General features: G+C 40.0%; 9 protein-coding genes and 1 pseudogene. 7 read left to right on the forward strand and 3 right to left on the reverse strand.

Going from position 1 to position 13,892, the window contains the following annotated elements:
• Positions 1–355: 355 nt before the first annotated feature.
• The 3 genes from ADS77_RS20695 to ADS77_RS20705 form a co-directional block, all read right to left on the reverse strand.
• Positions 356–739 carry a DUF1842 domain-containing protein gene (locus ADS77_RS20695; RefSeq protein WP_054203172.1) on the reverse strand — a complete coding sequence of 128 codons (384 nt, stop codon included), beginning with the start codon at positions 737–739 and terminating at the stop codon, positions 356–358.
• 225 nt (positions 740–964) lie between these two features.
• On the reverse strand, positions 965–2,272 hold the full coding sequence (locus ADS77_RS20700; RefSeq protein ID WP_235575828.1) for a sensor histidine kinase: 1,308 nt from the start codon (positions 2,270–2,272) through the stop codon (positions 965–967).
• Positions 2,269–3,618, reverse strand: a complete 1,350-nt coding sequence (locus tag ADS77_RS20705) for a sigma-54-dependent transcriptional regulator (RefSeq protein ID WP_054456098.1) — start codon at positions 3,616–3,618, stop codon at positions 2,269–2,271. The genes ADS77_RS20700 and ADS77_RS20705 overlap by 4 nt, the downstream gene beginning before the upstream one ends.
• Before the next feature lie 540 nt (positions 3,619–4,158).
• Between ADS77_RS20705 and ADS77_RS20710 the strand changes: the two genes are divergently transcribed.
• The 7 genes and pseudogenes from ADS77_RS20710 to ADS77_RS22275 form a co-directional block, all read left to right on the forward strand.
• Entirely contained in the window at positions 4,159–5,409 is a 1,251-nt protein-coding gene (locus tag ADS77_RS20710) for an HlyD family secretion protein (RefSeq protein ID WP_054456100.1), read from the forward strand.
• Between the two features lie 17 nt (positions 5,410–5,426).
• Positions 5,427–6,164 (forward strand): ABC transporter ATP-binding protein, encoded by a 738-nt coding sequence (locus ADS77_RS20715; protein ID WP_054203175.1) that lies wholly within the window; start codon positions 5,427–5,429, stop codon positions 6,162–6,164.
• A 26-nt stretch (positions 6,165–6,190) separates the two neighbouring features.
• The gene (locus tag ADS77_RS20720) at positions 6,191–8,761 is read left to right on the forward strand and encodes an ABC transporter permease (protein WP_054456102.1); all 2,571 of its coding nucleotides are present in this window, start codon (positions 6,191–6,193) and stop codon (positions 8,759–8,761) included.
• Entirely contained in the window at positions 8,761–11,196 is a 2,436-nt protein-coding gene (locus tag ADS77_RS20725) for an ABC transporter permease (protein WP_054456104.1), read from the forward strand. The genes ADS77_RS20720 and ADS77_RS20725 overlap by 1 nt, the downstream gene beginning before the upstream one ends.
• Before the next feature lie 694 nt (positions 11,197–11,890).
• A complete protein-coding gene (locus ADS77_RS20730; RefSeq protein WP_235575830.1) occupies positions 11,891–12,586 on the forward strand; it encodes a hypothetical protein in 696 nt (231 codons plus the stop codon).
• A gap of 263 nt (positions 12,587–12,849) precedes the next feature.
• The gene (locus ADS77_RS20735; RefSeq protein ID WP_054456106.1) at positions 12,850–13,422 is read left to right on the forward strand and encodes a hypothetical protein; all 573 of its coding nucleotides are present in this window, start codon (positions 12,850–12,852) and stop codon (positions 13,420–13,422) included.
• Between the two features lie 314 nt (positions 13,423–13,736).
• Positions 13,737–13,892: pseudogene (locus ADS77_RS22275) on the forward strand (Mobile element protein); the annotation flags it as partial.

A 13,892-nucleotide genomic window follows, 5' to 3' on the forward strand; every position in this document is an offset into this window, starting at 1 on the left:
ATTGAAATTTGTTCAATCTAGGGGCGATTTAATCGCGGCGCGAGGTTTGTAACCTAGCGGGCTAAGTAAAAACCGAGCAACAAAGAGTCAATCGCCCCTAGGAAGAACCCTTTGGGCAGCGCATGTTTGGCATTTATACTGCGTTATCGCCTATTTATGGGGAACAACCACACGACATAGGCTCTGCCTTGCCTAAATACCAAACATACTGCTGCAAAATCAATCACGAAAGGTCAACACGCCCTAGTTATAGCGCAATTTTTTTATCATTAAATAGACCCCATATCTATCCCGATTGGTATTTGGCATTCAACAAAATTGAATGCCATTTAATATAAAAACTAACTTCAATCGATTAGTCTATTAGGCTTACTTCACATTGATAGGTGTTATCACCAACAGAGAAACTACCTTTACCATTGTATTCATTGTCAACGCCAAAGCTTGCGGTAAATGGAGACTGGTAACTACCAATTGCCGGTGGTGGGAAAGATACAACGGCTTGGCCTGTTACAGCACCCACTTTAGTGACACCATTAAAGCCAGTTGCATGCATATGTCCTGATGCACTGGATGTGAAATGAGGTGAATGCTGCGTCCCTTCTTGAATGCTCCCATTCGCTCGACCATTTAATGAGCCTGTTACTGGATCTACGGCAAGTTGGATCTCCATAGAACCCCCACCAACTACAGAAGATTTAAATTGTAGTTTAACTAGGTATAAGCTTTCATTAGACATTTTCTTCTTCCTTTTATATGTGCTGCACATTATTGTGCGGTCATTCATTTATCGAGGAAAAGTGTAGGAGGGGCTCAAAAAAAAGTATATTACAGCACATTACACTAAGTTAAATGTGAGTGAGGCTGGGCATTTTCGCTGTTATATTTAAAAAACGAAACGTTTGTGCAAAAAAGTATTCACAGATTGCGCTAAATATCTTTTATTATTTATTTTCGATATTAACTAATTAGGCAGCAAGACGGTTGCGATCACGCCTTGGGTTTTGTTCTTGTTTATTAAACTCAAGCTACCGTGATGTTGCTCTATTACGTTACGGCAAAAGCTGAGGCCGATGCCTTGGCCCTGTTGTTTAGTAGTGTAAAATGGCACGAATATGTTGTCGGGGTTGGCGAGCCCATGGCCGTTATCATCAATGGTGATGCAGTTTACTTTGCCTTGATTATGCACGCTCAGTGCTATTTTTATGGGCGGGATGCTTGCCTCGATGGCATTTTTTACTAGGTTGATCATCACTTGGTGAATAAACGTGCGGTCGGCCTTAAAGGTTGTGGCGTTAGTCACGCAGCTAAATTCAACATCAGGATAAATTGCACATACTTGTTTTAAAAATGCAGCCGTGTCTATTTCAACTATATTGAGCGTCAGTGGTTTATTTATATCGCCATAGCGGGTGACAAACTCATTAAGATAATTACAGCGCTCACTTATTACATTAAGCGCTTGTACCTGGCGTGGCTCGGTGAGCTTCACGGCGAGATTTTCAGCCATAGCAGTAACAGGGGTGAGTGAGTTGCGAATTTCGTGACCAAGTACGCGAATAATTTGCTGCCATGCTTGCAGTTGGTTTTCGCGAAGGGCTGAGGTGATGTCGATCATAACAATAAGCTGATGACAGCTGCCTTGCTCTATAAATTCACTGTGACGTATTTGCCATTGCTGGGCTGTAATAACATCGCTAAATTGCCAATGTGCGCCTTGTTTTGTAAGCCCTAATTGTTCTGCGCTGGTGTAGCGTAAGGTTTGCCATTGTGTCTGTTTAAATTCACTAAACGCATTATTGGCATAGCTGAGTTTATTGTGTTGATCGAGCACCATGATCGGCACATTAAAATGCTCAATTAATTGATACACCAAAAACACATGCTGATCGTAGCGCGACTTCTTTTTAAATAACTCTTCACTTAACTCAATCAAGCTTTGCTGTAATTTGTGAATACTCCCTGCCTGATAGCTGGGCTTAACGAGTTGGTTGTAATCTTCGTTTAAAATGGCATCTAAGTGGGCGTGATTGCGGTTAAAGCTGTTGATCACTTTTTTGTAGGTACGAGTAAACAGTTTAAGGTAAATAGCTAAAAATAGACTTGAAATAACGGTAGAAGTAACAACAGATAAAGCAAAATATTGGCCAATAAAATAGCAACCCAACGCCGCTAAAGTGCCACTTAACAGTGCAAAGCCAATTAAGCTGCGTTCAAGCGATGAGTGATAAAGGCTATTTATTTTTATACCGTTTGTTATCCAGTTTTTCATACAGTGATACCGTATTTCTCAAGGCGACGATACATAGATGATTTGCCTAAACCTAATAATTTTGCGGCGTTAGGAATATGCCCCTGAGTTTGTTTTAGCGCTAAATTAATTAGTTGGCGCTCAGCGTGCTCTAGTGTCATTAATGGTAATGTGTTACTGCTTTGATTGCTTTGTAAATTTAAGTCATTGGCGGTCAATGTATCGGTTGCTGCTAGTAATATTGCCCGTTCAATCACATGGCTTAACTCGCGTACATTACCTGGCCAAGGATAGTGGTTTAATGCCTGTTTAGCGCATTCGCTTAGGGTAAGCATAGCGCTTGAGTATTTTTTAGCATGTAAATTTATAAAGTGCTCGCACAAAGGCACTATATCTTCCATTCGTTCACGCAGTGGCGGTATAACAAACTCCAACGTGTTTACCCGGTAGTATAAATCTTCTCTAAACTGACCTTGTTTTATCAGTGTGGCAATATCGCCATTGGTGGCGCTTATTAAACGTACATTGGTTTTTTTAGTTTGACTCGCGCCAACCATCTCAAACTCTTGGCTTTCGAGTACCCGCAGTAATTTTGCTTGCTGTGGTAGCGGTATATTGGCTATTTCGTCTAAAAATAAACTGCCGTTATCGGCCAGTTCAAAGCGGCCAATGCGTTCATTTTTAGCATCAGTAAACGCACCTTTTTTATGACCAAACATTTCGCTTTCAAATAATGATTCAACAATAGCCCCCATATTCACCGCAATAAACGGTTGTGTATGGCGCGTAGATTGCTGATGAAGCCATTGTGCTAATTGGCTTTTACCCGTGCCATTTTCACCTGTTAGTAAAATGTTGGCATCGGTTTTAGCTACTTTAGCTAACTGACTTATCAGCTGTTGCATCGCGTGTGACTGATACACAAATGTAGGCGAGGTATGATCGTTAAGCTGTTGCTGCAATTTTTGGTTTTGTTTATTTAACTTTTTAAGCGTGAGTTGCTGATCGAGCAATTTTAATAAACGCTGGTTTTGCCATGGTTTTTCAATAAAGTCACATGCACCTAGTTGCATAGCGCGCACCGCCAGATCGACGCTCGACCACGCAGTCATTGCAATGACGGGAATATCTAATTGTTGTTTATGTAAGTGCTGTAAAAATGCCATACCTTCGTTACCTGAAGTGGTGTCGCGGGTAAAATTCATATCAAGCAAAATAAGGTCAATCGCTTGGCTGTCTTCAATTAGTGTGTGTGCTGTAAAAGGCGAGTCGCATTCGAGCACCTGATAGCCGTTATCTTCTAAAATAAAGCGCGCGCTTAGGCGGATTTCAGGGCTATCTTCGATGATCAAAATAGTGGCAGACATAAACTTCCAAATAGGTGAATAAGCGCAGGATGATTGTAGCGTATAGCGATTTCTATGCCAGTGATTTTATTTTTGTATTTCAGCTTGTTAGTTATTTAAAGATGATCAGTCCCTTTTAAGAAGTAACAACGATGAGAGTAAGCGCCTGTGAAACACCCAGCGGGTTGGTTTAAAAGCGATTTATACTGCGTTACTTTTATAAGGGAATGATTTTAACAAGGGAACAACCATTATTTGCAATCAATGCCTTGCCTGAATCGCTTTTAACTCCAACTGAAACTGTATCTTGAGGTGGCTTGGGTATATAAGGTTTTTTAGTCCGATTATGGACTATTTGAGTCCGGTTTTGGGGTTGCTGTTTTGAGCATATTGAAAGCGCTAGACCATGGCCAGTTTCAAACTGGTACTGGGTAGTCCGGTATCGCAGCTCTATAAGGTTTTTTAAATAATGTAAATTTATAATGCTATGTATTTATTAGATTTTAATGTTGGCATGTGTTTCGCAATAGCTTAAACATACAAAGCATAACGCGGTGAAATATGGACATAGCAAAAACAAAAGTAGTAAAGCAGTTATCGCTTTGGCATAAGTTAATTTTACTACTGGCTATTATTTTAATTGCAGGAGTGATTTATCAGCGCAGTAGCCAAGTAGGGGTGTCTGTGGCGCGCAGTAATATAATTGTCGCTAATGTACGTCAAGGCGCGCTTGCGGTTACAGTTACAGGTTATGGCGAGCTTAAATCAGCGCAGCAGCAATTGCTAACGGCAAAAACACCCGCCACAGTACAGGCTATTTTATTAAAGCCCGGTGCAATTGTGACCAGTGACTCGGTAATAGTGCAATTAGCCAATCCAACACTTGAGCAGCAACTTGAAAGCGCCCAACAAGAGCTTAATAAACTCAACGCTAATTTACGCCAGTTAAGGTTAAATAATACCCGCGAACTTTTAAATGAACGCTCTCATGTAGCACAAAGCCATGCCGCTTACGAAAATGCTAAATTACAATTAAAAGCTGAAACAAGTTTAGTTGAGCAGGGTATTGTTTCAACGCTTAATTATCAACGTAGCGTGCTAGACGAGCAACAACTGAGTCAGCAATTAGCGATCGCCAAGCAGCGTGCTGAGCAACTAAAAGCCGTGCATATAGAGTCTGAAAAAATTCAGCTTGAGCAAATAAAGCAGCAACAAGGTTTAGTGGGTATGGCACAAACACAATTGGCTAACTTATCTGTGGTGGCTGGGATGAATGGCGTATTACAGCGCTTACCAGTAGAGCTTGGGCAAAGTGTAAACGCAGGGCAAGAAATTGCGCTTATCGGCTCGGTTGATTCACTCATTGCGATTATTCAAGTACCACAAAATCAAGTGGATGATATTCGATTAGGGCAGCTAGCAGAAGTAGATACACGCCGCGGTATAGTAACGGCAAAGGTAGCACGTATAAGCCCTGTGGTGATCAACAATACAGTAGAGGTAGAATTATCTCTGCCTAAAGAACTTCCTGAAAATGTCAGGCCGCAATTAACAGTTGATGCCAATATTAATGTCGCGCAGCTAAAAAACGTGACTTATATTGAGCGCCCAGCAAATGTAAAACCGCACACTGAAACAGCGCTGTATCAGGTAAACGCACAGCAACAAAGCGCACGCTTGGTTAATATAAAATTTGGCCGCGAAGCTGGGCGCTTTATCGAGATACTTAATGGCGCAAAGTTAGAACAACAACTAATTATTTCAGATTTAACCAACCTTACTCGCAGCAATAGCGAAATCTTAATTAACTAATGAACAGGATGAAAATAATGACAGAGCAAAAAATAACGCACCCCCAAGCCGATGTCGTATTAGCAATGAAGGGCATTAGTAAGGTATTTGAAACCCAAGAACTACAAACCTACGCACTGCGCAGTATTGATTTGTGTATTTATCGTGGTGAATATTTGTCGATATCGGGACCATCTGGCTGTGGTAAATCAACATTACTTTCACTATTGGGCCTACTTGATATGCCAACCAGCGGCGAGTATTTAATTGAAGGGAAAAACGTGTCGGCGCTTTCGCTTAATCAAGCGGCTGAAATTCGCAATGCAAAAATAGGGTTTATTTTTCAATCATTTAATTTAATTGACGAGCTAAGCGTGTTTGACAATGTGGCGTTACCACTGCGTTATCATCACTCTAAACCAAACAAGCAAGTAATTGCTGAAAAAGTAAAAGCGTGCCTTGAAAAAGTAGGGCTGGGGCATCGTATGAGCCATAAACCGAATCAGTTATCGGGCGGTCAGCAACAGCGCGTGGCGATTGCGCGGGCGTTGGTGGCCCAACCCGCAATCCTGTTAGTGGATGAGCCAACGGGTAATTTAGATTCAAAATCGGGCGACCAAGTAATGCAAGTTCTCAGTGAGCTAAACGCTGCAGGTACCACTATTTGTATGGTCACACATGATCCGCGTTACGGCGATATGGCCACTAGGCAATTAAAGTTATTAGATGGCGAAATGCTCGGTGCAGTAAATACCAATGAGGCGTTAAGCGCATAATAAACAGCTAATTTAGTGAGAACTTTATGCAATACTTTTTGCAAACAGCGTGGCAAAACCTAAAACAAAAACCACTGTTAAATACCAGTTTTGTATTAACGGTAGGCTTAACACTTGCGGTACTTATTTGTGTTATTACTTTGGCGTATAACGTTATTTTAAAGCCATTACCGTACCCAGAACAGTCGTCACTTTATAAAATAGAACAACAACAAATAAAGCAAAATGGCGCAATTGATAATAGTGCATTCACTTACCCAGGTGTACTTGATATTTATAATAATCAAAGTGAGTTTGGTGTGGCAGCCCTTAATTATTATGACGAGGCTATTATTAGCTCGTTGCCAAACCAGCCTAAAGTTTTTGTGAGTTATGTTACCCCGCAGTGGTTTGACTTACTCGGTTGGGAAATGCACCTAGGGAGCCCTTTAAGCGTAATAAATGACACGACCGCTTTAGATCAACAACGGCCTCAAGCGGTGATTAGTTATCAGTTTTGGCAGCAACATTTTGCTGCAAATACCGACGTGATAGGCAAAACCTTAAGCGTTGGAGGGAGCCATTTTAGTGTCAGCGGTGTACTTGACGAGTTTGCTCATGAACCGCAAATGCACAGACCTTCACAAACACGAGAGGTATGGCTGCCGTTTAGTTATAACCCACGTAAAGATCAAACGCAGAGCTGGGCTGGTATCAGCCCAATGATAGCTATGTTAGCTAAATTAAACACTAATATTGACCCTGCACAACTTGCTTTAAAGCTTGCACAGCGCGCTAATCAACTATGGCTGCCACAAGTGACCGAGCGTGCCTTTTTAAAAGGTTGGCAGCTTAATATGCAAGTAACGCCATTACACACAGTTATTTTAGGCGACAGTAAAACTATTTTACAGGTGCTTATTGCAGCATCTGTGGGTTTACTACTGATTGCCTTAACAAACGTAGCTAATTTATTGTTAGCTAAATATCAGCTGCAAAGTCACACTATTGCTATTCATCATGTTGTTGGGGCAAAAACACAGCACATTTATATGCGTAACTTAGTGGATATTGTGACTTTGTTGATCATTGCTAGTTGCTTGGCGTTAGTACTTGCACAATTAGCGTTAATGCTGATAAAAGCACAGTTTGGCGAGTTTTTACCAAGAGTGAATGAGCTTGCGCTCGGCTGGGTTTCTTATTTTACAGTTGTATTATTTGTGGTGTTTACCGGTGTTATTTTAGCAAAGGTGAGTACGCCACATTTAAATTATGGGCAGCTACAATCACAATTGAGTGGCTCAGGAAAAGGGCAAAGTAGTCAAATTAACAACGTCAAACGCCAAGTATTTATTGTTTTACAGATCACTTTTGCCAGCGTGCTGATGTTTGCATCAACACTGGTAATAAACGACGCGCTTAAAAAAGTAAATCAACCACTGGGTTTTGCTGTGGCTGATCGTTATAGCTTATCGGTAGAAGCCGTAGGCGCGCAGCCAATAAGCCGCGAGCAAAGTAAAGAGTTTGTACAAGCAACAGTTAACGCACTCAATAGCCTAGCGGGTGTAGAGGTAGTATCGCGGGCTCGCTCGCCATTTGCACATCATTGGGGCTGGCCAATAAACGATGTAAAACGCCAAGAGCGATACACCAGCTTTATAAATCTAGCCGACGAACACAGCTTTTCATTACTTGATTTACCACTGCTTTCTGGGCGTAACTTTAATTACCAAGAGCTAGTAGACGGCGATTCAGGCATTGTTATAAACCAATCGTTTGCTCATTATCTAAGTCCAGAAGGCAACGCCGTAGGCACGCGCATTACACCAACACAGCGTGAGTTTACAGTGATTGGTGTGGTTGCAGACAAACACTTACCTAATGTTGATGGCGAGCGATTTGTAATGTATCAAGCCTCAAACCCTGGGGCACTTAATTTTTTAATTAAAACGAAAGCAGGACAAACAAATACCGAACAAACAAATACCGAACAAACAAATACCGAACAAACAAATACCGAACAAACAAATACCGAACAAACAAATACCGAACAAACAAATACCGAACAAACAAATACCGAACAAACAAATACCGAACAAACAATAACAAGGCAACAGCTATTAAGTGTGCTTAATAACATTGATAGCCGCTTAGCAATTAGTGAATTTATAAGCCTTGAACAGCAACATGCGCAGCAGCTTAGTCATAGCAAACTTGCGCTCTATGGTGCAATTAGCACCGCCGTAAGCGCACTGTTTATTGCCGCAATTGGTTTGTATGGTGTGCTAAGTATTAGCTTACAAATACGGCTTACTGAAATTGCTACGCGAATGGCTATAGGTGCTAAGCCTTATCAGGTTGTGCTATTAATGCTGTTTGATCATGCCAAGTACCTGCTGTTTGGCTTTGTGAGTGCCTTTACCATTGTGTTAGCTATTGTGTTTACAAAAATAGGAATTTTTAACTTAACCACAGTCTCGTTAGCAAACCCATTAAGCGCTGCTTTAGGCGGGTTTACTTTACTGGTTATTACCTTACTAACTTTTATGACTATTGTGTTGGTAATGCAAAAATACGTCACTAAGCCGGTTAATCAATTACTAACGGGGGCACAATAATGAGCTACAACCTTAAAAGTGCCGTTGCTAATTTAATAAATCATCGGGTTTATAGCCTAAGTGTCATTACAACATTAAGTGTAGTGTTAGCTGCACTAATTACCGTACTCACACTGGCGTATATTATGCTGTTAAAACCGCTACCGTATCCTGACCAAGCGCGTTTAGTTAAAGCTGAGTACGCTCAAATTGACCAAACAGGCACGCTCAATACCCGCGCTTTTAATTACCCAGCACTAATTGATTTATATAAAAACCATAATTTATTTGAGCAAGTGGCATTGGTGTATTACGGTGAACAACGCTTAGATGATGTAGCGGGCTTACCCATAGTAAACACCTCATTTGTTACCCCGCAGTGGTTTGATATGTTTGCTATTAAGCTGCATTTAGGGCGTGGTTTTACGCAAACTGAAGCCCTTGATAGCTTTAACCCCGTTGCAGTTATAAGCTATCAAACTTGGCAAAATGACTTTGCCGGCAAAGATAATATAATAGGCCAAACACTGAGCGTAGGTGCTCAGCAGTTTAAAATTATAGGTGTGGCAGCGGCTGATTTTAAATCGCCTGCACTTATCAAAACGGGGCAAACGACCGCTGTGTGGCTCCCGTGGGATTACAATTTAACCTCAGCAGAAGCTAAGCCGTTTTGGTGGAACCGTTATTCGCGCAGTCATTTTGTAGCCAAATTACCAAGTAATATAAGCCTTGAGCAGGCAAGTAAAACGTTATCGCAGTATGTGGATAACGTATGGCAGCAGCATATTGATACAGAAGCATTTTTTGCAGGTTGGTATATCGAGCTTGAGCTAAACACCTTGCAAACAGTGATTTTAAAAGAAACGCCACAAAATATTTATTGGCTTATTTTAGCCGTTGCGGGTTTGGTTATTATTGCCTGCGTAAATATTAGTAACGTGTTTATAGTACGAACAGCAGCGCGCAAACATACATTAGCACTGAGTGCGGCACTGGGTGCAACACGGCTTACTTTGTTTAAGCAATTTTGGCTAGAGGTTGCCTTACTCATTGCTTTGGCAAGTAGCATTGGGCTTGCGCTCGCGGCGGCTTTTTTAGCAACCTTAAGCGATTTTGCCATGGCAATATTACCGCGCGCTAATGAGCTTTCTATCAACGCAGTATCATTTCTTATCACATTGTTTAGCGGCTTAATATTAACCACGTTGTTCGCCTTTTTATGTACGCGAATTATAAATTATCAACAATTAATTGGCGGTTTAAAATCAGCAGGTAAAGGTACAGCAGTACAGGTAGGTAAGCGCGTATGGCAAGGCTTGGTCGCCTTTCAAGTAGCGGTGGCGTGTACATTATTATTTATTAATTTTTTAGTCTTTAACGTGAATAAAACCAATATTGACGATGCTTTTACAGTGCCACTTGATCAACTAATCAGTCTTGAGGTTAATTTAGCAAGCCATGTAGCGGCAGATAGAGAGCAAGCAAATCAATTATTAAATCAAGTAGCTAACGAGATTGCTTTATTACCCGAGGTTAGGCAAGTAAGTCGTTCATCATCACCGATTAACGATAATTTAATTACTTGGTCATTGGTTGAGGTGGTAAGCAATCAAAGCGTACTACCCTATGGTAAATCAGTTGATGCACAGTATTTTTCATTACTTAAACAACCCGTGTTACAGGGGCGAGGTTTTACAAACGAGGATACTAAAAGCAATACAAAGGTCATTATTATTAACGATGTGTTTGCAAAGCAGTTATCGCCAGATGGCAATGCGTTAGGCAAGCGGCTAAGTTTTGATATGACCTCAGGGCGCGAGAATGACCTGACAATTATAGGCATAGTCAAAGCAATGCCCATTCCTGGGCAAAGTAAGGCACAACCAAAAGCGTTTTTAGCACGTAAAGGCTATCGTTCATTTATTGTAGCGCTTAAGCAGGGCCAGCAATTAACAAAAAATACGCTTAATACGTTATTGCAAAATAGCAACTCAGGGTTGTCGGTGCATCAGTTAGAGCCGTTAAATGCACAGCGCGACACGGCACTGTTTCGCCATTATGTGGTATCGGCGACAACGTTGATGATTATCGCAGCAACCATTGCCCTAACCAGCATTGGTTTGATAGGCATTATGCGTTACTCGGTATTGTTACGCCGCGCTGAAATAGGCATTCATTTATGTATTGGCGCAAAGCCACTGGCATTGTTTTTGTTGGTATTTAAGCAAAATGGCAGCGCAATAATAGCGGGCATAATACTGAGTATTACGTTACTGCTGACCTTACAGCAACCATTGCAATTCATTGCTGGTGGCATACCACAAATTATACAGTTTGGTATGTTATTTATGACGTTATTGTTTGTAATTAGCCTCGGTGCACTAGCGTGTTACTTACCTTTAAATGCCCAGCTAAAACGCCCTGCAATTTACGGTGTGCAAGGGCGAGCTGAGTAATGTAGCTGCTCAACAAATAAAAGAGTAACAAATAAAAGGGTAGTCATAAAAAGGCAGGTAAAGTGAACCTGCCTTTTTTGTTTTTTAAAATACGTCGCACCCTAAAATATTACTATTCAAAGCATCCGCATAGGTTGAGTTGAGTACCACTAAACCCAACGAAATTCACAACAAACTATCAAAGTAACTAAACAAAGGGGCAAGTGATCTGCCCCTCTTTTTTCTTGAAATGAGCGACTTAACTTCATACCTCAAACCATACTCTCCCAGAATGTTTTACCGCTTTTCGAATTAAATAAAGCTTAACAGACATTTTGAATGTGAAGAGTACGGCGCATTTTTTGTATCACTAAAACAAGGGTAAATCGTACCCTTAATAGGGGGGGGGCGATTTCGATACTAAAATTCTCGGTATGTAATTAGTTTTAATTCTCGCTTTGTATTTTGCGCTGGTCGTAACTTATTGATTTTATTTTAATGTACGTTATTTATTCTCGGTTAACAAAAATGTCAGTTCTTGATTAAGTAAATTCTCGGTATGGTAGTGCTAATTTTTGTTGTCATCGTCATCATAAATTAGTAAGTTAATAATATTATTATAAATTTTAATGCGTATTTATGTGAGTACGGCCACTTTTAGCAAAGTGTTTATCGGTATTCTTGGTAAAACGCTGTTAACTATAAGGGGTTCTAGTTGGGCACTCGTATTATGAATTTCATTGAGAAATCCAATAAGGTATTACTATTTATCGCAGCGATAATTGTAATTATTGCGATAGGTAAAAACATCATCAAGGATCTACTAAGAAAAGATTACTCTGAACCAACGGTTCAAGTTATTGATCATGATGATGCGCAAAAAGAACACCAAAAACCAAAATTAGAAAAAAGATATGTAGGTCAAATAAAAGACGTACATTTATTAGAAATAACCTCAGATAAAATAGTGGAAGAACAATCTTATAGTGCCAATGCGGAAATGATAGTTGTTTCATCATCATTAAGTTTAAGCAGCAACGCAGTTAATTTAATGTTTACTAAGGTTGGTGAAAAAAATAATTTATTATTTTCGAGCAATGCACTAATTGTTGAGTTTTCTCCAACTCAAGAGAAGGAAACTCAGTACCGAAATATTCTAAGTAAAAACATATATTCGGTAGCAAAAAAAGACACTAATAAAGATGGTTTCTTAAACCAATATGATAAAAAAGAGTTATTAGTATCGGAGTATGATGGTTCTAAATTAACATCAGTTATGGAAAATATAGAAGGCTATCAAATTATCAATAATAATCTTGTTTTGGTTTATACGGCTACAGAATACGACACGATTTATTATACCTTTAATGTTTTATCAGGTGAGTTACTCAAGCTTGATACAAATTTATAGCTAACAAGCTGTTAAACAAGGACAAAAAACAGTTGGCTTTTGCTCCATCGTCGCTTATTTTAGTCAACTATTTTATTGCCTGTTAACAGGCCGTTGTGGCTGTAGAATTACTCTTTTTTAAGAAAAACAGCCTGCTTTATGGGTTCCAAATGCATTACCTAATGCTTTAAAAACGCTTAGAGTTAATTATAGGAGCTCGTTTTTTAATTGAATTTGGCTGTTAGAGTTATTCTACAGCCTCGTTATGCTTACAGGAGTTAATTTTGAGAATTGCTGCAATACTTGGTTTGGTTTTCTTCTTGATGTCATGTTCTACGCTAAATGTTTCAGGAAAGATGGACTTTAAAAATGAGACATATACATCTCCAAATAATGAATTTATTGTAGATTTACCTGCGTTGATTCATCCAAATGCTAAAGATACAGTTTATCTCAATCAATTATTCGTCGATTTTTTCATTGGTTCAGGTTACTGGACTCCTCAAGGGTTACACACTATTGAGTGGGTTACACTACCCAAAGAAATGACAACTGAGCAATTTCAAAAAGTTCTTCCCGACATTGTAAATGAACACTCTCAGAAAAGGTTTAGCTCTACTGGCCAGTTCAATGTCATAGAGCAGCGAAATTTGCCTGATTCTACCTCTCACAAATTCTTAGCTAAGGGAACTTACCAAAACGTAGCTAGCACGTGGATATGCACCATTAAACTATATAAAAATAGAATTGCGTTTATTTCAAAAGTGTTACCTTTGGAAAACCCGAAGCCGATTACTAAATTGGACGAAAATACAGATGGTTATAGCCAATGGGTGGAATCTTTCAGGGTGCTGTAAGCATAATCGGGTAGCCGGAGGTCTCTAACCTCCAGCCCCCACACCACCCATCATGCGCTTTTTATTAACAGGAAGCGCAATGGGCGGTTCATCTCCCGTAATGAATATTGATCCAAATATCTTTCAATGATACTAAACCTTGTGACGCTAAGTAGTCATTGCCTAGCGCAATGTTAATTCCTTTTGTTTTTGAGCTTCTACAAGGGCCTTTGCTGGCAACAAAGATCCAACAAAGATGACACCCATCCTAAAGTTTGTATTTTCTATATTTTGCACTAACTTTTAATTAGTGCAAAAAACAAACAGGGTGTAATATGGCAATCGCAAGAAAGCGTCAAATAAGTTTGGTTGATACAAAATACTATCATTGTATTTCTCGCTGTGTACGCCAAGCATTTTTATGCGGTGAAGACTGTTTTACAGGGAAGTCTTATGAGCACCGCAGAGGGTGGGTTGAAGAGAAGCTACTG

Origin of the sequence: Pseudoalteromonas porphyrae (genome assembly GCF_001298125.1) — a bacterium.
In the GTDB taxonomy this organism is placed as follows: domain Bacteria; phylum Pseudomonadota; class Gammaproteobacteria; order Enterobacterales; family Alteromonadaceae; genus Pseudoalteromonas; species Pseudoalteromonas neustonica.